This is a genomic window from Streptomyces sp. NPDC015242, from assembly GCF_043079125.1.
In the GTDB taxonomy this organism is placed as follows: domain Bacteria; phylum Actinomycetota; class Actinomycetes; order Streptomycetales; family Streptomycetaceae; genus Streptomyces.
In genome coordinates this window covers 622,006-644,073 of the sequence record NZ_JBIBUF010000004.1, presented here as the reverse complement: position 1 = coordinate 644,073, position 22,068 = coordinate 622,006, and the positions used below count along the sequence as shown (strand labels likewise).

The following is a 22,068-nucleotide window of genomic DNA, read 5'->3' as shown; positions in this document are numbered from 1 at the left end:
TGAACCTCTCCCCGCGAGACACCGTCCTAGAGGGCGCAATGTCGCCGGATGCCCGAATCGGCACCGGATCCAAGGTCTCTCGCAGAACTACGGGATGCGATGTCTGTCAGGACAGATGAGGAAATGTCGGGCTGGGTTCCGCACCGCCGCGGCACCACGGCGCGCACGGGCCGGGTGGGCCGGCTGCTGCGCGGGCCACGGCCCGAGGCCGTGCCGCTCCTCGTCGGCAGAGCCTGCGCGCTGGTGGGCGCGCTGGACGTCGCCGCCGGTGTCTTCCCCCGCTTCCGGCACAGCCGGATGCACGCCCTCGCCGAGGTGCTGCCCGGTGCCCTCGGTCCCTTCGCGGCCGCCCTGTCGCTGAGCACCGGCGTGCTGTTGCTGCTGCTCGCGCACGGCCTCAAGCGCGGCAAGCGCCGGGCCTGGCGGGCCGCCGTCGCCCTGCTCCCGGCCGGTGCCGTCGCGCAGTTCACCTACCGCCACTCGGTCGCCGGCGTCCTCGTCTCCCTGGCTCTGCTGGCGCCCCTGCTGCGCCACCGTGACCAGTTCGACGCCCTGCCCGACCCGCGCAGCCGCTGGCGGGCGCTGGCCAACTTCGTGCTGATGAGCGCCGGTTCGCTGCTGCTGGGCCTGCTCGTCGTCAGCGTCCACGGCGACCGCATGCTCGGCGACCCGAGCCTGGCCGACCGCCTCACCCACGTCGTCTACGGTCTCTTCGGCTTCGAGGGCCCGGTCGACTACCGGGGCACCACCTCCTGGACCGTCGCCTTCTCGCTCGGCGCCCTCGGCCTGCTCACCGCCGTCACCACGATCTACCTGGCCTTCCGCCCCGAGCACCCGGCCGCCCGGCTCACCGAGGAGGACGAGGCCCGGCTGCGCGCCCTGCTGGACAAGCACGGCGGCCGCGACTCCCTCGGCCACTTCGCGCTGCGCCGCGACAAGGCCGTCGTCTTCTCCCCCAGCGGCAAGGCGGCCGTCACCTACCGTGTGGTCTCCGGCGTGATGCTCGCCAGCGGCGACCCCATCGGCGACGTCGAGGCCTGGCCCGGCGCCATCGAACGGTTCATGGACGAGGCCAGAGCCCACTCCTGGACCCCCGCCGTCATGGGCTGCTCGGAGACCGGCGGCGAGGTGTGGACCCGCGAGACCGGGCTCGACGCCCTCGAACTGGGCGACGAGGCGGTGGTGGACGTCAGGGATTTCTCGCTCGCCGGCCGCGCGATGCGCAACGTGCGCCAGATGGTCAAGCGCATCGAGCGCGCCGGTTACGAGACCCGGGTCCGACGCGTCCGTGACCTCGGCGAGGCGGAGCTGGAGCGCGTCCGGCGCGCCGCGGACGACTGGCGCGGCACGGACACCGAGCGCGGCTTCTCCATGGCCCTCGGCCGGATCGGCGACCCCTCCGACGGCGACTGCCTCATCGCCACCGCCCACAAGCAGGACGACCATCCCGGCCCCCACGGCGACCTCAAGGCCGTCCTGCACTTCGTGCCCTGGGGCACCGACGGCGTCTCCCTCGACCTGATGCGCCGCGACCGCTCCGCCGACCCCGGCATGAACGAACTGCTGATCGTGGCCGCCCTCCAGGCCGCCCCGAGGCTCGGCGTCGCGCGCGTCTCCCTCAACTTCGCGATGTTCCGCGCGGCCCTGGCACGCGGCGAGAAGATCGGCGCCGGCCCGGTGCTGCGCGCCTGGCGCGGCCTGCTGGTCTTCCTCTCCCGCTGGTTCCAGATCGAGTCCCTGTACAAGTTCAACGCCAAGTTCCAGCCGCGCTGGGAGCCCCGCTTCGTCGTCTACCGCACCTCCGCCGACCTGCCCCGCATCGGCCTCGCCGCGATGCAGGCGGAAGGTTTCCTCACCCTCGCCCCGCCCCTGCCCCGCTTCCTGCGCCGCCGCGGCGCGACGGGCCGCCGCCCCTGCGCGCACCACACGGCGGCCGAACGCCATGTCCGGGCGGCCTGACCCGCACGCCCGCCGGGGGTCCGGCGCCCGGGCCGCGGCGCCGGACGGCCCCCGCCGGGGCCTACGCTGAACATATGAGCAACCAGAGCGGACGCGGGCGCGTGGCGGGCCTACCGGAATGGGACCGCTGCGCGGTCATGGGAGTCGTGAACGTCACCCCCGACTCCTTCTCCGACGGCGGCCGCTTCTTCGACACCACGGCCGCCGTCAAGCACGGCCTCGACCTGGTCGGCCAGGGCGCGGACCTGGTCGACGTCGGCGGCGAGTCGACCCGCCCCGGCGCCACCCGCGTGGACGAGGCCGAGGAACTGCGCCGCGTCGTCCCCGTCGTCCGCGGCCTGGCCTCCGAAGGCGTCACCGTCTCCGTCGACACCATGCGCGCCTCCGTCGCCGAGCGGGCTCTCGCGGCCGGCGCCGCCCTGGTCAACGACGTCAGCGGCGGCCTGGCCGACCCGCGCATGATCCCCGCCGTCGCCGACGCCGGCGCCCCCTTCGTCGTGATGCACTGGCGCGGCTTCCTCCAGGGCGGCAACGTCAGGGGCGTCTACGCCGACGTCGTCACCGAGGTCGTGGACGAGCTGCACGCGCGCGTGGAGGCCGTCCTCGCCGGCGGGATCGCCCCCGACCGTGTCGTCGTCGACCCCGGCCTCGGCTTCTCCAAGGACGCCGAGCACGACCTGGCCCTGCTGGCGGGCCTCGACCGCGTCCTGCGCCTCGGCCACCCGGTCCTCGTCGCGGCCTCCCGCAAGCGCTTCCTCGGCCGGGTCCTCGCCGGGCCCGACGCCCCGCCCCCGCCCGCCCGCGAACGGGACGCGGCCACCGCCGCCGTCTCCGCGCTCGCGGCGCACGCCGGCGCGTGGGCCGTCCGCGTGCACGAGGTGCGCGCCACGGCGGACGCCGTACGCGTCGCCCGCGCCCTCGAAGGGGCACGCCCCGGCACGGAAGGCACCCGGTGAGCGCCCCGCACACCGACGTCGAGCAGGTCGAGGCCGCCAACACCGCCTTCTACGAGGCACTGGAGCAGGGCGACTTCGAGGAACTCGCGTCGCTCTGGCTCACCCCCGCCGACCTGGGCGTCGACGAGACGTACCACGATCCGGCCGACACCGGCGTGGTCTCCTGCGTGCACCCCGGCTGGCCCGTGCTCACCGGCCGCGGCGAGGTCCTGCGCTCCTACGCCCTGATCATGGCGAACACCGACTACATCCAGTTCTTCCTCACCGACGTGCACGTCTCCGTCACCGGCGACACGGCCCTGGTGACCTGCACCGAGAACATCCTCAGCGGCGGCCCCGCGCCGGAGGGAGAGGGCGAGGAGCTCGGCCCGCTCGTCGGACAGCTCGTGGTCGCGACGAACGTGTTCCGGCGCACGCCCCAGGGGTGGAAGATCTGGTCGCACCACGCTTCCCCCGTCCTCGCCGAAACCGACGACGAGGAGCAGGACGACACGCCCGCCTGAGTGGGTAGTCGCCGGGTAGTGGTGGGAATCACCGGGCCGCGCCGATGGGCGGCTGCCGGCCCGTGAGCCGCCGGATTCCCCAGGCCGGACGCCGGAGGGGTCCCGCCCGGGCCCGGCCGGGACCCACCCCCCGTGGCCCGGGCCCGCCCGCGCTCGCAGGTAGATTCGACCGAGGCCGGTGTGCCGCCCGCACACGGCACGGACCGGCCGTGACCGACGATTGCAGGAGTGATTCGCGTGGATCGTGTCGCGCTGCGCGGCCTGAGGGCCCGCGGGTACCACGGTGTGTTCCCGAGGGAACGCGAGGAGGGCCAGACCTTCATCGTGGACCTCGTCCTCGGCCTGGACACCCGGCCGGCCGCCGCCGACGACGACCTGGCGAAGACCGTGCACTACGGCATCGTGGCGGAGGAGGTCGTGGCCGTCGTGCAGGGTGAGCCCGTCGACCTCGTCGAGACGCTCGCCGAGCGCATCGCCCAGGTGGTCCTGAAGCACGAGGTGGTCCAGCAGGTGGAGGTCTGCGTCCACAAGCCGGACGCCCCGATCACCGTGCCCTTCGACGACGTGACCGTCACCATCACCCGGAGCCGAGTATGACCGCGCCCTTCCTCAAGGGTCCCAGCGACCCGACCGTCCAGCCGGTGCCCGCCTCCGTCGTCGACAAGGTCGACGCCGCCGACACGACGCTGTCCAACCCGAAACGGGCCGTGGTCGCCCTCGGCTCCAACCTGGGCAACCGCCTGGAGACCCTCCAGGGGGCCGTCGACGCCCTGGAGGACACGCCCGGCGTCCGCGTCAAGGCCGTCTCCCCCGTCTACGAGACCGAGCCCTGGGGCGTGGACCCCGGCAGCCAGCCGTCCTACTTCAACGCGGTCGTGGTCCTGAAGACCACCCTCCCGCCCTCCTCGCTCCTGGAGCGCGCCCACGCGGTCGAGGAGGCCTTCCACCGCGTCCGCGACGAGCGCTGGGGACCCCGCACCCTCGACGTCGACATCGTGTCCTACGCGGACGTCGTCTCCGACGACCCGCGGCTCACCCTCCCCCACCCCCGCGCCCACGAGCGCGCCTTCGTCCTGGCCCCCTGGCACGACCTGGACCCCGGGGCGCAGCTGCCCGGCCGCGGCCCGGTCGCGGGCCTGCTGGACGCCGTCACCCGGGAGGGCGTCGCGCCCCGCCCCGACCTGGAACTCCGGCTGCCCGAGTAGCCGTTAAGGTCAAGACGGCCGCGTACGGGGCCGGAGCCGGGGGAACCGAAGGGACACCGTGAAAGAGCTGCGCATCAGGTTGCTGGCCGGCGTCTTCGTCGTGGCCGCGATCCTGTCCTGGGCGGGCGCCCGCCTGTGGAACTCGGTCGGCACGCTCCCCAGCGTCCCCCTGGCCGCCCCCGTCGTGCTGGCCCTGATCGCCGTGGTCCTGCTGGCCACGGCGATCTCCCTGCGCTCGCGGCTGAAGGCGCAGCGCGAGCGGCAGCCCGACGCCAAGGGCGTCGACCCCATGATGGCGGCCCGCGCGGTCGTCTTCGGCCAGGCCAGCGCCCTGGTCTCCGCCCTGGTCTCCGGCATGTACGGAGGCACCGGTGTCTTCCTCCTGGAGTCGCTGGAGATCCCCGCCCGCCGCGACCAGGCCGTCTACGCCGGCTTCTCCGTCCTCGCGGGCATCGGCGTCATAGCGGCGGCGAAGTTCCTGGAGCGGGTCTGCAAGCTCCCGGAGGACGACGAGCACGACGGCACGGGGGCGGCGCCCTCCGTCTGACGGGGCGTCAGCGCGCCATGATGAGGCTCATCGCCTCGTTGCGGGTCGCCGGGTCGCGCAGCTGCCCCCGGACCGCCGAGGTGATCGTCTTCGCGCCCACCTTGCGCACCCCGCGCATCGACATGCACATGTGCTCGCACTCGACGACGACGATCACACCGCGCGGCTCCAGGATTTCCATCAGGGAGTCGGCGATCTGCGTGGTGAGTCGTTCCTGCACCTGCGGGCGCCGGGCGTAGACGTCCACCAGCCGGGCGAGCTTCGACAGGCCGGTGATCTTGCCTTCCAGGGACGGGATGTACCCGACGTGCGCGACACCGACGAACGGCACGAGATGGTGTTCGCAGGAGCTCAGCACCTCGATGTCCTTCACCAGGACCATCTCGTCGTGCCCGAGATCGAACGTCGTCGTCAGCACGTCCTCGGGCTTCTGCCACAGCCCCGCGAATATCTCCCGGTACGCCCGCGCCACCCGCGCCGGCGTCTCCCTCAGGCCTTCGCGGTCCGGGTCCTCGCCGACCGCGATCAGCAGTTCGCGTACGGCGTTCTCGGCGCGCTTCTCGTCGAACTCGCCGATCTGGCCGTCGCCGTCCAGCGTCACGGGGTCGGTCATCTGGTGCCTCGTTCCTGTGTCCATCAGAGGGCGGCCTGCGTAAATGGCGGAAAGCCGCGCCCCCCAGGCTAAAACCTGGGGGGCGCGGCATCCATTCCGGGCCCGGTGGCGGCACCGGGAGAGCGCGGTCAGCTCTCGGGGCGGTCCTCCGTGGTCCGCTCCGGCGCCGGGGCGGGCTCCGCCGCGGTGCTCTTGGCGGTGCTGATGGCCGGCGTCGCGCCGTTCGCCCCGTTCGTCAGCGCCAGCTCCTTGGGGGAGAGGACCGGCGGACGGGTGGACGGCGTGCGGCGGGAGGAGCCGGTCCAGGCGGGCCTGGGCGGGCGCTTGACGATGGGAGCGAAGATCTCGGCGATCTCCTCCTTGCCCAGCGTCTCCTTCTCCAGCAGCTGCAGGACGAGGTTGTCGAGGACGTCGCGGTTCTCGACCAGGATCTCCCAGGCCTCGTTGTGCGCCGTCTCGATGAGCTTCTTGACCTCCTCGTCGACCAGCGCGGCGACCTCTTCCGAGTAGTCCCGCTGGTGAGACATCTCACGTCCGAGGAACGGCTCGGTGTTGTCCCCGCCGAACTTGATCGCGCCCAGACGCTCGGTCATGCCGTACTGCGTGACCATCGCGCGGGCCAGACCGGTGGCCTTTTCGATGTCGTTGGCGGCACCGGTGGTCGGGTCGTGGAAGACGAGCTCCTCGGCCGCGCGGCCGCCCAGCATGTAGGCGAGCTGGTCGAGCATCTCGTTGCGCGTGGTCGAGTACTTGTCCTCGTCCGGCAGGACCATCGTGTAGCCGAGGGCACGGCCGCGCGAGAGGATCGTGATCTTGTGGACCGGGTCGGAGTTCGGCGAGGCCGCCGCGACCAGGGCGTGTCCGCCCTCGTGGTACGCGGTGATCTTCTTCTCCTTGTCCGACATGATCCGGGTCCGCTTCTGCGGGCCCGCGACCACACGGTCGATCGCCTCGTCCAGCATGTGGTTGTCGATCAGCTTCTGGTCGCTGCGGGCCGTCAGCAGGGCGGCCTCGTTCAGCACGTTGGCGAGATCGGCACCGGTCATGCCGGGCGTACGGCGGGCGACGGCCGACAGGTCGACGTCCGGGGCGACCGGCTTGCCCTTCTGGTGGACCTTGAGGATCTCCAGACGGCCCTGCATGTCCGGTCGGTCGACGGCGATCTGCCGGTCGAAGCGGCCGGGGCGCAGGAGGGCCGGGTCGAGGATGTCGGGCCGGTTCGTCGCGGCGATGAGGATCACGCCGCCCTTGACGTCGAAGCCGTCCATCTCGACGAGCAGCTGGTTCAGCGTCTGCTCGCGCTCGTCGTGACCACCGCCGAGGCCGGCGCCGCGGTGACGGCCGACCGCGTCGATCTCGTCGACGAAGACGATCGCCGGGGCGTTCGCCTTGGCCTGCTCGAACAGGTCACGGACCCGGGAGGCACCGACACCGACGAACATCTCGACGAAGTCGGAACCGGAGATCGAGTAGAACGGCACGCCCGCCTCGCCCGCCACGGCACGCGCGAGCAGGGTCTTGCCGGTTCCGGGCGGGCCGTAGAGCAGCACGCCCTTGGGGATCTTGGCGCCGACGGCCTGGAACTTGGCCGGTTCCTGCAGGAACTCCTTGATCTCGTGGAGCTCCTCGACGGCCTCGTCGGACCCGGCGACGTCGGCGAACGTCGTCTTGGGGGTGTCCTTGGTGATCAGCTTGGCCTTGGACTTCCCGAAGTTCATGACGCGGGAGCCGCCGCCCTGCATCTGATTCATCAGGAACAGGAAGACGACCACGATCAGAACGAAGGGCAGCAGCGAGAGCAGGATCCCGACGAACGGGTTCTGCTTGGACGGCGAGACCGTGTAGCCGTCCGGGATCTGCTTGTCCTGGTACTTGTTCTGCAGCGTGTTGGCGAGGGCGACGCCCTGGTCGCCGATGTAGCTCGCCTGGATCTTCGAGCTGCCCTCGACCTTTTCGTCGCCCTTGAGCGTGACCTTGATGATCTGCTCGTCACCGGTGGTGAGCTTGGCCGACTCCACCTTGTTCTGGTTGATCGCCTGGACGACCTGGCCGGTGTCCACCGTCTTGTAGCCGCCGGACGAGCCGACGACCTGCATCAACACGACCACGGCAAGGACGGCCAGCACGATCCACATGACCGGCCCACGGAAGTATCGCTTCACGTCCATCCACACGGAGCGGTGCCGCCCCGTCCCTCCTGCCATAGTGAGTTTGATAAAAGACTGTTCTTCGGACGGTACCCCAGCATTGTCACCTGAAGCTGCGCGGTGCGGCTGGCGATCCGTCCACGCCTGCTCCAACGGCGGGAAGCCCGCCGGGGTTCCCGATCACCGCCACGACACCCCCGGACGGGGTTCAGCCGCCGTAGACGTGGGGCGCGAGCGTACCGACGAACGGGAGGTTGCGGTACTTCTCGGCGTAGTCGAGGCCGTAGCCGACGACGAACTCGTTGGGGATGTCGAAGCCGACCCATTCCACGTCGATGGCGACCTTCGCCGCCTCGGGCTTGCGCAGCAGCGTGCACACCTTCAGGGAGGCGGGCTCGCGCGAGCCGAGGTTGGAGAGCAGCCACGACAGGGTCAGGCCGGAGTCGATGATGTCCTCGACGATGAGGACGTGCTTGCCCTTGATGTCGGTGTCGAGGTCCTTGAGGATCCGCACCACACCGGAGGACTGGGTGCCCGCCCCGTACGAGGATACGGCCATCCAGTCCATGGTGACGGGGGTGGACAGGGCCCGCGCGAGGTCGGCCATGACCATCACCGCGCCCTTGAGGACTCCGACGATCAGCAGGTCCTTGCCCGCGTACTCCGCGTCGATCTTGGCTGCCAGCTCGGCCAGCTTGGCGTCGATCTCTTCCTTGGTGATGAGTACCTGCTGAAGGTCGGCACCCATGTCTTTCGCGTCCACCCGCATCACTTTCGGTCGTCCCACCGGCCGGCCGGCCCCTCCGGCGACAGCCGGGAGGGGTCGGATTCAGCCTTGCCGAATCACCAGTCTGCCACCCTGCCGCCGGGCCACGACCTTGCCGGGGAGGTTGATGGCCCCCTGACCGCGCCAGCCGGTGATCAGCCGGTCGACTTCCTCGATGTGACGGGCGAACAGCGATCCGGCGGGGGCACCGGCCGCGACGACGGCGCGGCGCAGGACACGGCGGCGCACGGCGGGGGGCAGGGCGTACAGCTTGGCGCACTCCAGCAGTCCGGCGGCGTCCCGGACGGTGGTCTCGGCCTGGGCGGCCCAGGAGTCGAGGGCGTCGGCGTCGTCGCGGGAGAGCCGGGCCGTCCGGGCGAGGGCCTCGACGACGCCCTTGCCGAGGGCCTTCTCCAGGGCGGGCAGGCCCTCGTGGCGCAGCCGGGAACGGGTGTAGGCCGGGTCGGCGTTGTGCGGGTCGTCCCAGACGGGCAGGGACTGGACCATGCAGGCCTTGCGGGCGGTCTGCCGGTCGAGCCCGAGGAAGGGGCGGCGGTAACGGCCGTCGGCCCCCGAGACCGCGGCCATTCCGGACAGGGAGCGGATGCCCGAGCCGCGGGCGAGGCCGAGCAGGACGGTCTCGGCCTGGTCGTCGCGGGTGTGGCCGAGCAGGACGGCGGCGGCGCCGTGGCGTTCGGCCACGGCGTCGAGCGCGGCGTAGCGGGCGTCACGGGCGGCGGCTTCGGGCCCGCCGGCGCGGCCGACGGTCACGGCGACGGAGTCGACGGGGTCGAGCCCGAGTTCGCGCAGGCGCTGGACGACTTCCGCCGCGCGCAGGTCGGAGCCGGGCTGGAGGCCGTGATCGACGGTCACGCCACCGGCTCTGACGCCGAGCTTGGGTGCTTCGAAGGCGAGCGCGGAGGCGAGGGCCATGGAGTCGGCGCCGCCGGAGCACGCCACGAGCACGAGCGGCGGGGGCTCGTGGGAGAGGGCGTGCGGGACCGCGGCGGGGGCGCGGTGGTGTTCGGTGAGCAGGTCGTGGAGGACGCGGCGTACTGCCAGGCGTATCGCCGCGACCGCAGGATGGGGACCCATGTCCGGTTCCCTTCATGAAGTTTTCGGGGGGTGGGCCCGCGTGTCGGTCACGCAGAGTGTGTAGATGGTGACAGAACCGGGCCGTTCCCCGAGCATTGCACGCCTACCCCTGGCTCACGGTCCCTCGGACGGGTGATTGGAGGGGCGTTCGCCTGCCGTCGACCGGATTCCTTTCACGACCTCCCCGCGATGTTCACTACTCGGCCCTGCGATGCACCCGCGTGACCCAGTCCGCCGGTTTGGCGATCTCCGCCTTGGTGGGCAGGGTGTTGGGCGAGGTCCATACCCGGTTGAAGCCGTCCATGCCGACCTCGCCGACGACCGCCCGTACGAACCGCTCCCCGTCGCGGTACTGGCGCAGCTTGGCGTCCAGGCCGAGGAGCTTGCGCAGGGCCAGGTCCAGGCGGGAGGCGCCTTTGGCGCGGCGCTGCTGGAACTTCTCGCGGATCTCGCCGACGGACGGGACGACGGCCGGGCCGACCCCGTCCATGACGAAGTCCGCGTGTCCCTCCAGCAGGGACATCACGGCCGTGAGGCGGCCGAGGATCTCGCGCTGGGCGGGGGTCTGGACGATCTCCACGAGGGAGCGGCCGCCGTCGTCCTCCTCGCCCTCGGGCCGGCCGCCGGCCAGGCTCTGGGCGGCTTCGCGGACGCGCTCCAGGACGGTCATGGGGTCGACGTCGGTCTCCCCCAGGAACGACTGGATCTCGCCCTCCAGGTGGTCGCGCAGCCAGGGGACGGCGGTGAACTGCGTGCGGTGCGTCTCCTCGTGCAGGCACACCCAGAGGCGGAAGTCGTGCGGGTCGACGTCGAGTTCGCGCTCGACGTGGACGATGTTGGGCGCGACGAGGAGGAGCCGGCCGCCGCCGTTCTCCCCGGCGGGCAGTTCGCGGGTGGCGGGGGCGAAGGTCTCGTACTGGCCGAGGACGCGGGAGGCCAGGAAGGACAGCAGCATGCCGAGTTCGACGCCGGTGACCTTGCCGCCGACCGCGCTCATGACCGCGCCCGGGGCACTGCCGCCGCGCCGTTCCTGCATCTTGTCGAGCAGGGGCTTGAGGAGTTCCCGGAAGCCGGCGACGTTCGCGCGGATCCAGCCCGGGCGGTCGACGACGAGGACGGGGGTGTCGTGCCCCTCCTCGGTGCCGAGCCGCGTGAAGCCGCGGACGTGTTCCTCCGAGGCCTTGGCGTGCCGGCGCAGTTCCGCGACGACGGCCCTGGCCTCCTCGCGGCTGACCTCCGGGCCGGGACGTACGAACCGGGTCGCGGTCGCCACCGCGAGATTCCAGTCGACCATGCCGGTTGAAGCACCACCGATGCTCGTCATGCGTCAACCGTACGTGAGCGCTCGCCGCTGGGGCAGGGCGGCGAGCGCCGGGACGGGCGGCGGTGCCTCCCCGGGCCCCGGGTGACGGCGGGGCGGGTGAGGGCCGGAACGCCCCGCCGGTGCCCGGCCTCGCGGGCCGGGCCCGGGCGCTCCGTCCCGGCGCTGCGCCCGGTCACGGCGGGCGGTCAGCCGCACCCGCACGCCGCCAGCGCCGTGGCCGCCTCGTCCAGGGCCTTCTGGGTGGCCGCCGCGGCGAGGGGGTCCGTGCCCGTGGCCATGAAGGCGAAGGCCAGCAGGCGGCCGTCGCGGTCGACGAGGGTGCCCGCGAGGGTGTGGACGCCCGAGAGGGTGCCGGTCTTGGCGCGGATCACGCCGGACGCGCCGTCCGTGTAGCGGGAGCTCAGCGTGCCGGTGAAGCCAGCCACCGGCAGGCCGGTGAGGGCCGGGCGCAGTTCCGGGTGGGAGGGGTCGGCCGCCTTCGCCAGCAGCGCGGTGAGGAGGCCGGGCGTCAGGCGGCCGGCCCGGTCGAGGCCGCTGCCGTCCTTGACGGCGGCGCCCTTCAGCGGCAGCCCGAGGGCGCGGAGCCGGGCGGTGACGGCCCGGCCCGCGCCCGCGAAGTCGGCCCGTTCGCCGGTGGCGGTGGCGGTCTGGCGGGCGAGGGCTTCGGCGATGTCGTTGTCGCTGTTGGTCAGCATGCGTTCGACGAGGGCCGACAGCGGGGGCGAGGAGACCGCGGCGAGGGTCTCGGCGCGGGTCGTGGCCTTGGACGGGCCGGGGGCCGTGCTCTTGATGCCCTGGGCGGCCAGGAAGTCCTTGAACTGGCGGGCCGCGTCCTCGGCGGGGTCCTTCACGCGGGTGACCGGGCCGCTGGCCGAGTCGTCCGTGCGGCCCTCGTCGGCCATCAGGGGGACGACCAGGGCGAGGTTCGGGTTGTCCCCGATCGGGTGTCTCGGGGAGCCCGCGTAGCGGGTGGTGTCGTAGGACAGGGTGACCTCGCGCACGCCCCGGTCGGCGAGGGCGGCGGCCGTCTCGGCGGCCAGGGTGCGCAGGCTCGCCGCGTCCCCGGCCTTCTCGCGGGCCGTGAGGGTGGGGTCGCCGCCGCCGACGAGGACTACTTCCTTCGTGTCGGGTTCCAGCGCGGCGCGCGTGGTGAGCCGGTGGTCGGGACCCATGGCCGACAGCGCCGCCACCGCGGTGGCGATCTTCGTGGTCGAGGCGGGGGTCAGCGCGGCGTCCGGGTGCGCGCCGTACAGGCGCCGGCCGGTGGTGACGTCGACGACCGAGGCCGCGGGCCTGGGGCCGAGCGCCGGGTCCTTCAGCAGGGGCGCGAGGATCTTCGCGAGGGCCTTGCCGTCCGGGGCGGACTTCACGGTGCTGACGCCGCCGAGGCCGGTCAGGACGGGCCCGGCGCTGGGGGCGGGCCGGGGCCGGGCGGGTGTGCCGGGGGCGCCGCCGTGATCTGCGCCACCCGTGCGGCCGAGGGCGGCGGCGCGGTCGCGCTCCGCCGTACGCTGACCCGAGGAGTCCCAGGGACCGGCCGCGGTCACCACCCCGGCGGCCAGAGCCAGGCCGGCGGTGGCGGCGCCCGCGGTGAACTGCCAGGTCTTCGGCCGCGTGACCCGCGCGACCTGCGGTGTCCCGGCTCCCGCGAGCCGCGTGACCCGCGGTTTCGCGGCCGCTGCGGCCCGGGCCAGGCGCGGTCGTACGGCAGCCGCGATCCGCACCACGTGCGGTCTCGCGGCCCGCCAAGGCCTCAGCTCTGGCACGACCACCAGCCCCTTTCGCGATCACACACCTGCGTGAGGGACACTTAACCACCAGAACTGTGTGTTGATCATGGAGGAGCCACCGGTGGAGTTCGACGTCACGATCGAGATTCCGAAGGGTTCGCGCAACAAGTACGAGGTGGACCACGAGACCGGTCGGATCCGCCTGGACCGTCGCCTCTTCACCTCGACCAGCTACCCGGCCGACTACGGCTTCGTCGAGAACACGCTCGGCGAGGACGGCGACCCGCTGGACGCGCTGGTCATCCTGGACGAGCCGACCTTCCCGGGCTGCCTCATCCAGTGCCGGGCGATCGGCATGTTCCGGATGACGGACGAGGCCGGTGGCGACGACAAGCTGCTGTGCGTGCCCGCGCACGACCCGCGCGTGGAGCACCTGCGGGACATCCACCACGTGTCGGAGTTCGACCGTCTGGAGATCCAGCACTTCTTCGAGGTCTACAAGGACCTGGAGCCCGGCAAGTCCGTCGAGGGCGCCAACTGGGTGGGCCGCACGGACGCCGAGGCCGAGATCGAGCGTTCCTACAAGCGCTTCAAGGAGCAGGGCGGTCACTGACCACCCCCGCCCCGGTGCCCACGGGCCGCACGCCTGCGTCGCGTGCGGCCCGTTCGCGCGCCTGTGCGCATACTGAGGCTGTGAGGGGTACGAGGCTCACGTGTCGTACAGGGAGCGCCAGGCAGTGACGGAGGACCGCAAGCCCGGGTCGGACGAGGCGCGCAGCGTCTTCGCACCGCCGTCCGGCGCCGCTGTCGACGGGGACATGTCGACGACGTCGGAGTTCGCGATCCCGGAGGGGCTGGCCGTCCCCAGAGCGACCGGCCCGGAGTCCGAGACCACGTCCGAGTTCGCCCTGCCGCCGGGCCTGGACGTCCCGCACGCGCCGGGGACCGAGCCGGAGGGGTCGGCGTTCACGCCGCCCAGCACGTACAGCGCGCGGCAGGCCCCGACGGCCTTCACTCCGCCGAACGGCATCCCGAAGGTCAGTCTGGCCAAGGACGTGCCCTGGCAGGACCGGATGCGCACGATGCTGCGCATGCCGGTGACGGAGCGGCCGGCGCCGGAGACCACGCACCGCGGCGGCGACGACGACAGCGGTCCCGCGGTGCCGCGCGTGCTCGACCTGACGCTGCGCATCGGCGAGCTGCTGCTGGCGGGCGGCGAGGGCGCCGAGGACGTGGAGGCGGCGATGTTCGCCGTCTGCCGGTCGTACGGACTCGACCGCTGCGAGCCGAACGTCACCTTCACGCTGCTGGCGATCTCGTACCAGCCGTCCCTCGTCGACGACCCGGTGACGGCGTCGCGGACCGTGCGGCGCCGGGGCACCGACTACACGCGGCTGGCGGCCGTGTACCAGCTGGTGGACGACCTCAGCGACGACGAGACGGCGGTCTCCCTGGAGGAGGCCTACCGGCGGCTGGCGGAGATCCGCCGCAACCGGCACCCGTACCCCGGCTGGGCGCTGACCGGCGCGAGCGGGCTGCTCGCGGGTGCGGCCTCGGTGCTGGTCGGCGGCGATCTGATCGTGTTCGTGGCGGCGGCGCTGGGCGCGATGCTCGGCGACCGGCTGGCGTGGCTGTGCGCGGGGCGGGGGCTGCCGGAGTTCTACCAGTTCACGGTGGCCGCGATGCCGCCGGCCGCGATCGGGGTCGCGCTGACGCTCGGCCATGTCGACGTGAAGGCCTCCGCGGTCATCACCGGTGGCCTGTTCGCGCTGCTGCCCGGGCGGGCGCTGGTGGCGGGCGTGCAGGACGGGCTGACCGGCTTCTACATCACCGCCTCCGCGCGTCTGCTGGAGGTCCTGTACTTCTTCGTGGGCATCGTCGCGGGCGTGCTGACGGTGCTGTACTTCGGCGTGCAGCTGGGGGCGCGGCTGAACCCGGACGCGAAGCTCGGGGTGTCCGACCAGCCGGTGCTGCTGATCGGCGCGTCGATGCTGCTGTCGCTGGCGTTCGCGGTGCTGCTCCAGCAGGAACGATCCACCGTGGTGTGGGTGACCCTCAACGGGGGCGTCGCGTGGGTCGTGTACGGCGCGATGCACTACGCGGGCGGCATCTCGCCGGTGGCGTCCACGGCGGCGGCCGCGGGGCTGGTGGGGCTGTTCGGGCAGTTGCTGTCCCGGTACCGGTTCGCCTCGGCGCTGCCCTACACGACCGCGGCGATCGGGCCCCTGCTGCCGGGTTCGGCGACGTACTTCGGACTGCTGGCCATCGCGCAGAACGAGATCGACGAGGGGCTGGTGTCGCTGTCGAAGGCGGTGGCGCTCGCCATGGCCATCGCCATCGGGGTGAACCTCGGGTCCGAGATCTCCCGGCTGTTCCTGCGGATCGGGTCCGCGGAGAAGCGGCGGGCCGCGAAGCGCACGCGCGGGTTCTAGCGCTGTGCTCCGCGGCCCGGGGGCTCCTGCTCAGTAGCCGTTGTTGTACGGCCCCTGCTGCGTGTTGTGGGGCTGCTGCCGGCCGTAGCCGGGCGACTGGGGGTACTGGCCGTAGTACTGCTGGTCGCTGTACTGCTGATCGCTGTACTGCTGCTCGTCGTACCGCTGGCCGCCGTACTGCTGCCCGTCGTAGCCGCCGTTCTGGTTGCCCTGCGGCTGCTGCTGGTAGGGGGGCCGGTCGTCGGGGGTGATGCGGCGCAGCTGGGTCGTCGCGTCGTCCATGACCGGGGCCGCGGCGTGGGGCCGGCCGGCCGCGGGGGCCTGCGCCGCCTCGCGCTTCTTCTTCGACCGGTCCCGCAGGTACTCGATGATGATCGGGACGACGGAGAGCAGGACGATCAGGATGAGGATCGACTCGACGTTCTTCTTGATGAAGTCGATCTGGCCCAGCCAGTACCCCGCGAGCGTGACGCCGGTGCCCCAGGCGATGCCGCCGATGACGTTGTACGTGAGGAACGTGCGGTACTTCATGCGGCCGGCGCCGGCGACGATGGGCGCGAAGGTGCGCACGATCGGGACGAAGCGGGCCAGGACGATCGCCTTCGGGCCGTACTTCTCCATGAACTCGTGGGCCTTGTCCAGGTTCTCCTGCTTGAACAGCTTGGAGTTGGGACGGTTGAAGAGCTTCGGGCCCAGGAACTTGCCGATCATGTAGCCGACTTGGTCGCCGATGACGGCGGCGAGCACGATCAGCGTGCAGACCAGCCACAGCGGCTGGGTGATGTACGTGCCCTCGGCGACGAAGAGACCCGCCGTGAACAGCAGGGAGTCGCCGGGCAGGAACGCGAAGAGTCCCGACTCGGCGAAGACGATGAGCAGGATGCCGGGCAGGCTGAACGTCGAGATCAGGTAGTCCGGGCTGAGCCACTCGGGGCCGAGCGCAAGCGTGGTCACGGGGATGTGGCTCCTGCTGCAGTGGGGTACGGGCTGGGGCTGACTGCCTCAAAGTATCAACGCGGCCGCCATGGCCCAGGTTCCATGGGGGTAATCAGGATGCACTGCGGCCCGCCCCGGGCAAAGCTGTGGACATGGGCATCGACGAATACGGCGGCGGACAGGGCCCCCAGCCCGACGTCCTCGTCGTCACCACGAACGACGTACCCGGCTACCGCGTGCAGGAGGTGCTCGGCGAGGTCTTCGGCCTGACCGTGCGCTCCCGGCATCTGGGGAGCCAGATCGGCGCCGGGCTGAAGTCGGTGGTCGGCGGCGAGCTGCGCGGGCTCACCAAGACGCTGGTGCAGACCCGCAACCAGGCCATGGAACGCCTGGTGGAGCAGGCACGCGCGCGGGGGGCCAACGGCGTGCTCGCGTTCCGCTTCGACGTCACGGCGGCGGCGGACGTGGGCACCGAGGTGTGCGCGTACGGCACGGCGGTGGTCCTGGCCCGGGAGTAGCCCCCCGGGCCGGGAATCAGGAGGTGTGGCGGGCCGCGTTCGCGGCGATCGCCTCCTTGAGGTGCTCGGCGAGCCCCGGGCGCATCGCCTCGTAGAACGCCCTGAAGCGCTCGTCGGCGACGTACATCTCGCCCAGGCAGCGGTGCAGCTCGTACGGGCACTCGTAGTACCAGGTGCAGATGTGCTGCCGGTGCTCCTCCGCCAGGGCCATCGCCGCCTCACCGGTGGGCGGTTCCCCGGCGGCCATCAGGGCGTCGTAGCGGCGCCCCCAGTCGGCCGTCCGGTCCTGGATCCGCTGCCAGTCCTCCTTGGTGTAGCGGGCGACGCGGCGCTGCGACTCGGCGTACTCGGCCGTGCCGCCCCAGCGCGCCTCGGCCTCTTCGGCGTACTGCTCCGGGTCCTTGTCCCCGAAGACCTCGAACCTCTCCTCGGGCGTGAGGTTGATGCCCATCGTGCGTGCCTCCATGGCGTGCTCCACGGCCGCCGCCATCTTGCGCAGCTTCTCGATCCGGGCGGTCAGCAGGTCGTGCTGCCGGCGCAGGTGTGCGCGCGGGTCCGCGTCCGGGTCGTCGAGCAGGGCGGCGACCTCGTCGAGCGGGAAGCCGAGCTCCCGGTAGAACAGGATCTGCTGCAGCCGGTCCAGGTCGCCGTCGCTGTAGCGCCGGTGGCCCGCGTGGCTGCGTTCGCTCGGGACCAGGAGGCCGATGTCGTCGTAGTGGTGCAGCGTGCGCACCGTGACGCCGGCGAAGCCCGCGACCTGTCCCACGGAGTAGCTCACTTCCGCTCCCTTCTTCTTCCGCGCTCCACGGTCGGGCCTCACGCCACGTGAGGTGCAAGCGTGTTTCCCGTTTGTGCCGTTTGATCCCTTTATCGTGTGCCCGTGGTCCAGGACACCGAGCAGCGGGCGCCCTCCGTCACCCCGGCGACCCCCGCGCGCGTGCTGCTGCCGTCGATCGTGCCCGCGGCCGCCGTCGGGGTGCTCTGTGCCCTCGTGCTGGTCGGCGTGAGCGCCGCCGCCGAGGAGCTGCAGAAGGTGCTGTGGGGGCCGCTGCCGGACGCGCTCGGGGTCGGCCGGTACTCCGCTCTGTGGATGGTCGTGATGCTCACCGCGACCGGGGTGGCGGTCGGTCTCGTGGTGTGGCGGGCGCCGGGTCACGCGGGACCGGATCCGGCCACCGTCGGCCTGGACGCCCCCGTCCTGCCGCCGGCCGTGCTGCCCGGACTGCTGCTGGCGACCGCGCTGATGCTGGCCGGCGGGCCGAGCCTCGGCCCGGAGAACCCGATCATCACGGTGAACGTCGCCCTGGCGGCCTGGCTGGGGGCGCGGGCCCTGCCCCGCGCGCCGGGCCGGATCTGGCCCGCGCTGGCGGAGGCGGCGACCATCGGCGCCCTGTTCGGCACCCCGGTGGCGGCGGCGCTGGTCATCTCCGAGGCGCTGGCCCGGCAGGAGACGCGCGGACTGCTGTGGGACAACGTCTTCGCGCCGCTGACGGCCGGCGCTGCCGGGGCGCTGACCGCCACCCTGATCGACCACCCGAGCTTCGATCTGGACCTGCCGCCCTTCGGCCGGCCCGGCTGGAGCGACCTGCTGGCGGCGGTCGTGATCGCCTCGGCGGGCGCGCTGCTCGGCATGGCCGCCGTGCGGGCCTTCCCGTCCGTGCACGGCGCCTTCCGGGCGCTGCGGCACCCGATGCTGATGCTCCCGGCGGGCGGTCTCGTGCTGGGCGGTCTCGCGGCTCTGGGCGGCCATCTGACCCTGTTCAAGGGCCTCGACGAGATCGCCGAGCTGGCGCACGACCCGGACGGCAGGACGGCCGGGGAGTACGCCCTGCTGGCGCTGGTGAAGCTGGCCGCGCTGCTGGTCGCCGCGTCCTGCGGCTTCCGGGGCGGGCGCATCTTCCCGGCCGTGTTCGTCGGCACCGCCCTCGGGCTGTGCGCCCACGCCCTGGTGTCCGGGGTGCACCCGGCGGTCGGGGTGTCGGCGGCGGTGCTCGGGATCCTGCTGGCGATCACCCGGCAGGCCTGGGTGAGCCTGTTCGTCGCCGCGGTCCTGGTCGCCTCACCGCAGATCATCGCCCTGCTCTGCGTCGCCTCGCTGCCCGCCTGGCTGCTGGTGACGGGCCGTCCCCAGATGCAGCTGCGCGAGGACGGCACGGCGGTCCGCTGACCCCCACCCCCTGTCGACCCCCTCCTGGAGGCTCCCATGCCGCTCGACGAAGGCACCCGCCGCTCCGGTGACCGCCGGCTGTCCGTCAACCCCTTCTACGGCCCCGCCAACCCGGTCGGCGACATGGCCGAGGCCCCGCCCACGCACCGGCTGCCCGACGGGCCCATGGCCCCGGCGACCGCCCACCAGCTGGTCCGCGACGAGCTGATGCTCGACGGCAACGCGCGGCTGAACCTCGCCACCTTCGTCACCACCTGGATGGAGCCGGAGGCCGGGGTGCTGATGGCGGAGTGCCGCGACAAGAACATGATCGACAAGGACGAGTACCCGCGCACGGCCGAGCTGGAGCGGCGCTGTGTGGCGATGCTCGCCGACCTGTGGCACGCGCCCGACCCGGCGGCCGCCGTGGGCTGCTCGACGACCGGGTCGAGCGAGGCGTGCATGCTGGCCGGAATGGCCCTGAAGCGGCGCTGGGCGCGGCGCAACGCCGACCGCTACCCGAGCGCCCGGCCCAATCTGGTGATGGGCGTCAACGTGCAGGTCTGCTGGGAGAAGTTCTGCACCTTCTGGGAGGTGGAGGCGCGGCTGGTGCCCATGGAGGGCGAGCGGTTCCACCTCGACCCGCGGGCCGCCGCCGAGCTGTGCGACGAGAACACCATCGGCGTCGTCGGCATCCTGGGCTCCACCTTCGACGGCTCCTACGAGCCCATCGCCGAGCTGTGCGCCGAGCTGGACGCGCTGCGGGAGCGCACCGGACTCGACATCCCCGTGCACGTCGACGGGGCGTCCGGTGCGATGGTCGCGCCGTTCCTCGACGAGGACCTGGTGTGGGACTTCCGGCTGCCGAGGGTGGCGTCCATCAACACCTCGGGGCACAAGTACGGCCTCGTCTACCCGGGCGTCGGCTGGGCGCTGTGGCGGGACGCGGACGCGCTGCCCGAGGAGCTGGTGTTCCGGGTGAACTACCTGGGCGGCGACATGCCGACGTTCGCGCTGAACTTCTCCCGGCCCGGCGCCCAGGTCGTGGCGCAGTACTACACGTTCCTGCGGCTGGGCCGGGACGGCTACCGGGCGGTGCAGCAGGCCGCCCGGGACGTGGCCACGGGGCTGGCCGGGCGGATCGAGGCGCTGGGCGACTTCCGGCTGCTGACCCGGGGCGACCAGCTGCCGGTGTTCGCCTTCACCACCGCGCCGGACGTCACGGCCTTCGACGTGTTCGACGTCTCGCGGCGGCTGCGGGAGCACGGCTGGCTGGTGCCCGCCTACACGTTCCCGGCGCACCGCGAGGACCTGTCCGTGCTGCGGGTGGTGTGCCGCAACGGCTTCTCCGCCGACCTCGCCGACCTGCTCGCGCAGGACCTGGAACGGCTGCTGCCCGAGCTGCGCCGGCAGCCGCGCCCGCTCACCCGGGACAGGGACGCGGCGACCGGCTTCCACCACTAGGGCCGCCCCTACCGGCTCAGCCGCGCGAACCTCCTGACCGCCAGCGGGAAGAACACCGCGAGCAGGACCAGGGGCCAGACGACCGCCCACCCCACGTGCCCGGACTCCGTGCCGGGCACGCCGAACAGGTCGCGCACGGCCGTGGCGGTGTGGGACAGGGGGTTCCACTCCACGGCCGTGCCCAGCCAGCCGGGCATCGAGCCGGGGGTGGCGAAGGCGTTGGACAGGAAGCCGACCGGCCAGACGAGGATCTGCACCGCCTGGACCAGCTCCGGCTTCCCGGCCACCAGGGCCAGGTGGATGCCGGCCCACAGCATCGCGAAGCGGAACAGCAGCAGCAGGCCCAGGGCGGCGAGCAGGGCCGCCGGGCCGCCGCCGGGCCGCCAGCCGAGGGCGGCGCCCACGCCGACGAGCACCAGCAGGGTCAGCGCCGACTGGAGCATGTCGGCGGCGGCACGGCCCACCAGCACCGCCCCGTCGGCCATGGGCATCGAGCGGAAGCGGTCGATGACGCCCTTGCCGAGGTCCTGGGTGACGGCGATCATCGTGCTCTCCAGGCCGAAGGCCATGGTCAGCGCGAGCATGCCGGGGATCAGGTAGTCGCGGTAGTCCCCGCTCACCCCCCGGCCGCCGCCGACCAGGTAGCCGAACATCAGCAGCAGCATCACCGGGAAGGCGAGGCCGACGGCCAGCTGGACCGGCTGCCGTCCCCAGCGGGCGAACTCCCGGCGGGTCATGGTCCAGGAGTCGGTCAGGGCGTGGGCGGTCACGCGGCCTCCTTCACTCGGCGGTCGCCGCTGTCGTCTCCGGTGAGGTGCAGGAACACCTCGTCCAGCGTCGGGCGGCGCAGGGCCACGTCCTCCGCCTCGATCCCGGCCCCCTCCAGGGTCCGTACGACCCCGGACAGCGCCTCCATCCGGTCGGTCACCGGGGCGCTCAGCAGCCGGCGGTCCGGGTCCACGGTGACCCCGGCGAGCGGCAGCAGGGCGGCGGCCTCGGCCAGGCGGCCCGCGTCGCGCAGGACCACGTCGATCCGGTCGCCGCCGGTCGCGGCCTTCAGCTCGTCCGGCGTTCCGTCGGCGATCACCCGGCCCGCGTCGACGACCGAGACGCGGTCGGCGAGCTGGTCGGCCTCCTCCAGATACTGGGTGGTGAGCAGGACGGTCGTGCCGCCGCCGACCAGGGAGCGCACGGAGTTCCACACCTCGGCGCGGCCGCGCGGGTCGAGCCCGGTGGTCGGCTCGTCGAGGAAGAGCACCTCGGGCTCGGTGATCAGGGACGCCGCGAGGTCCAGGCGGCGCCGCATGCCGCCGCTGTACTGCCGGACCGCCTTGCGGCCGGTTCCGGCCAGGCCGAAGCGCTCCAGCAGTTCGTCCGCACGCGCGCGTGCCCGCCGCGCGCCCAGGTGGTGCAGCCGGCCGAACAGCTCCAGGTTCTGCAGGCCGCCGAGCTCCTCGTCGAGCGCCGCGTGCTGGCCGAGCAGGCCGATGCGCAGCCGTACGGCGTAGGCCTCGCGCACCACGTCGTGGCCGGCGACCTCGACCCGGCCCGCGTCCGGCCGCAGCAACGTGGACAGGATCCTGACCAGGGTGGTCTTGCCCGCGCCGTTCGGGCCGAGCACCCCGTGCACCGTGCCGCGCGCGACCGTGAGGCCGAGCCCGTCCAGCGCCCTCTTCGCGCCGTACCTCTTCTCCGCGCCTTCGACGGTGATCGCCGCTTCGGCCACT

The 22,068-nt window shown here is 72.6% G+C and carries 21 protein-coding genes; 11 read left to right on the top strand and 10 right to left on the bottom strand.

The window, feature by feature from the left end; translation table 11 throughout:
* The first annotated feature begins 123 nt into the window (after positions 1-123).
* The 6 genes from ACF07N_RS17610 (at position 124) to ACF07N_RS17585 (ending at position 5,170) form a co-directional block, all read left to right on the top strand.
* Positions 124-1,959 carry a phosphatidylglycerol lysyltransferase domain-containing protein gene (locus ACF07N_RS17610; RefSeq protein WP_392113527.1) on the top strand — a complete coding sequence of 612 codons (1,836 nt, stop codon included), beginning with the start codon at positions 124-126 and terminating at the stop codon, positions 1,957-1,959.
* A 74-nt stretch (positions 1,960-2,033) separates the two neighbouring features.
* Positions 2,034-2,915, top strand: coding sequence for a dihydropteroate synthase (gene folP / locus ACF07N_RS17605; RefSeq protein ID WP_383340957.1), 882 nt, complete (start codon positions 2,034-2,036; stop codon positions 2,913-2,915).
* Positions 2,912-3,418, top strand: coding sequence for a nuclear transport factor 2 family protein (locus ACF07N_RS17600; RefSeq protein ID WP_383334436.1), 507 nt, complete (start codon positions 2,912-2,914; stop codon positions 3,416-3,418). The genes folP and ACF07N_RS17600 overlap by 4 nt, the downstream gene beginning before the upstream one ends.
* A 237-nt stretch (positions 3,419-3,655) precedes the next feature.
* Positions 3,656-4,015, top strand: coding sequence for a dihydroneopterin aldolase (gene folB, locus ACF07N_RS17595; RefSeq protein ID WP_383334438.1), 360 nt, complete (start codon positions 3,656-3,658; stop codon positions 4,013-4,015).
* Complete coding sequence (gene folK, locus ACF07N_RS17590; RefSeq protein WP_392113523.1) at positions 4,012-4,623, top strand: 2-amino-4-hydroxy-6-hydroxymethyldihydropteridine diphosphokinase; 612 nt, start codon at positions 4,012-4,014, stop codon at positions 4,621-4,623. The genes folB and folK overlap by 4 nt, the downstream gene beginning before the upstream one ends.
* 58 nt (positions 4,624-4,681) lie before the next feature.
* Positions 4,682-5,170, top strand: a complete 489-nt coding sequence (locus ACF07N_RS17585) for a DUF3180 domain-containing protein (protein ID WP_383334442.1) — start codon at positions 4,682-4,684, stop codon at positions 5,168-5,170.
* Between the two features lie 7 nt (positions 5,171-5,177).
* Here the strand turns inward: ACF07N_RS17585 and folE are convergent, their stop codons facing one another.
* From folE to dacB, 6 genes are all read right to left on the bottom strand, one after another.
* Positions 5,178-5,783: a GTP cyclohydrolase I FolE gene (gene folE / locus ACF07N_RS17580; RefSeq protein ID WP_383340960.1), complete on the bottom strand. Its 606-nt coding sequence runs from the start codon at positions 5,781-5,783 to the stop codon at positions 5,178-5,180.
* Positions 5,784-5,911: 128 nt separating this feature from the next.
* Positions 5,912-7,951, bottom strand: a complete 2,040-nt coding sequence (gene ftsH, locus ACF07N_RS17575) for an ATP-dependent zinc metalloprotease FtsH (RefSeq protein WP_383334576.1) — start codon at positions 7,949-7,951, stop codon at positions 5,912-5,914.
* Positions 7,952-8,138: 187 nt separating this feature from the next.
* Entirely contained in the window at positions 8,139-8,699 is a 561-nt protein-coding gene (hpt, locus tag ACF07N_RS17570) for a hypoxanthine phosphoribosyltransferase (protein ID WP_094057060.1), read from the bottom strand.
* 60 nt (positions 8,700-8,759) lie between these two features.
* On the bottom strand, positions 8,760-9,791 hold the full coding sequence (gene tilS, locus ACF07N_RS17565; protein ID WP_383334447.1) for a tRNA lysidine(34) synthetase TilS: 1,032 nt from the start codon (positions 9,789-9,791) through the stop codon (positions 8,760-8,762).
* Between the two features lie 196 nt (positions 9,792-9,987).
* Positions 9,988-11,115 (bottom strand): zinc-dependent metalloprotease, encoded by a 1,128-nt coding sequence (locus ACF07N_RS17560; protein ID WP_392113519.1) that lies wholly within the window; start codon positions 11,113-11,115, stop codon positions 9,988-9,990.
* A 185-nt stretch (positions 11,116-11,300) separates the two neighbouring features.
* Complete coding sequence (dacB, locus tag ACF07N_RS17555) at positions 11,301-12,887, bottom strand: D-alanyl-D-alanine carboxypeptidase/D-alanyl-D-alanine-endopeptidase (protein ID WP_392113516.1); 1,587 nt, start codon at positions 12,885-12,887, stop codon at positions 11,301-11,303.
* A gap of 79 nt (positions 12,888-12,966) precedes the next feature.
* Here dacB and ACF07N_RS17550 point away from each other — a divergent pair, with 79 nt between their 5' ends.
* Together ACF07N_RS17550 and ACF07N_RS17545 are read left to right on the top strand one after the other, a co-directional pair.
* Positions 12,967-13,458 carry an inorganic diphosphatase gene (locus ACF07N_RS17550; protein WP_003991985.1) on the top strand — a complete coding sequence of 164 codons (492 nt, stop codon included), beginning with the start codon at positions 12,967-12,969 and terminating at the stop codon, positions 13,456-13,458.
* Positions 13,459-13,558: 100 nt separating this feature from the next.
* The gene (locus tag ACF07N_RS17545; RefSeq protein ID WP_392113513.1) at positions 13,559-15,277 is read left to right on the top strand and encodes a threonine/serine exporter ThrE family protein; all 1,719 of its coding nucleotides are present in this window, start codon (positions 13,559-13,561) and stop codon (positions 15,275-15,277) included.
* Positions 15,278-15,307: 30 nt separating this feature from the next.
* Here ACF07N_RS17545 and ACF07N_RS17540 read toward each other — a convergent pair whose 3' ends face one another.
* Positions 15,308-16,231, bottom strand: coding sequence for a VTT domain-containing protein (locus tag ACF07N_RS17540; RefSeq protein WP_392113511.1), 924 nt, complete (start codon positions 16,229-16,231; stop codon positions 15,308-15,310).
* A 134-nt stretch (positions 16,232-16,365) separates the two neighbouring features.
* On the opposite strand from ACF07N_RS17540, the gene ACF07N_RS17535 reads away from it, so the two are divergent.
* On the top strand, positions 16,366-16,731 hold the full coding sequence (locus ACF07N_RS17535; protein ID WP_383334455.1) for a YbjQ family protein: 366 nt from the start codon (positions 16,366-16,368) through the stop codon (positions 16,729-16,731).
* A 16-nt stretch (positions 16,732-16,747) separates the two neighbouring features.
* Here the strand turns inward: ACF07N_RS17535 and ACF07N_RS17530 are convergent, their stop codons facing one another.
* Positions 16,748-17,509: a MerR family transcriptional regulator gene (locus ACF07N_RS17530; protein ID WP_383334457.1), complete on the bottom strand. Its 762-nt coding sequence runs from the start codon at positions 17,507-17,509 to the stop codon at positions 16,748-16,750.
* A 102-nt stretch (positions 17,510-17,611) separates the two neighbouring features.
* Between ACF07N_RS17530 and ACF07N_RS17525 the strand changes: the two genes are divergently transcribed.
* The gene (locus ACF07N_RS17525; protein WP_392113508.1) at positions 17,612-18,898 is read left to right on the top strand and encodes an ion channel protein; all 1,287 of its coding nucleotides are present in this window, start codon (positions 17,612-17,614) and stop codon (positions 18,896-18,898) included.
* A gap of 36 nt (positions 18,899-18,934) precedes the next feature.
* Positions 18,935-20,341 (top strand): glutamate decarboxylase, encoded by a 1,407-nt coding sequence (locus ACF07N_RS17520; protein ID WP_392113506.1) that lies wholly within the window; start codon positions 18,935-18,937, stop codon positions 20,339-20,341.
* 8 nt (positions 20,342-20,349) lie between these two features.
* Here the strand turns inward: ACF07N_RS17520 and ACF07N_RS17515 are convergent, their stop codons facing one another.
* Positions 20,350-21,111, bottom strand: a complete 762-nt coding sequence (locus tag ACF07N_RS17515) for an ABC transporter permease (protein ID WP_392113504.1) — start codon at positions 21,109-21,111, stop codon at positions 20,350-20,352.
* Positions 21,108-22,067, bottom strand: coding sequence for an ATP-binding cassette domain-containing protein (locus ACF07N_RS17510; RefSeq protein ID WP_392113502.1), 960 nt, complete (start codon positions 22,065-22,067; stop codon positions 21,108-21,110). Before ACF07N_RS17510 ends, ACF07N_RS17515 begins: the two co-directional genes overlap by 4 nt.
* Between the last annotated feature and the right edge of the window lies 1 nt (position 22,068).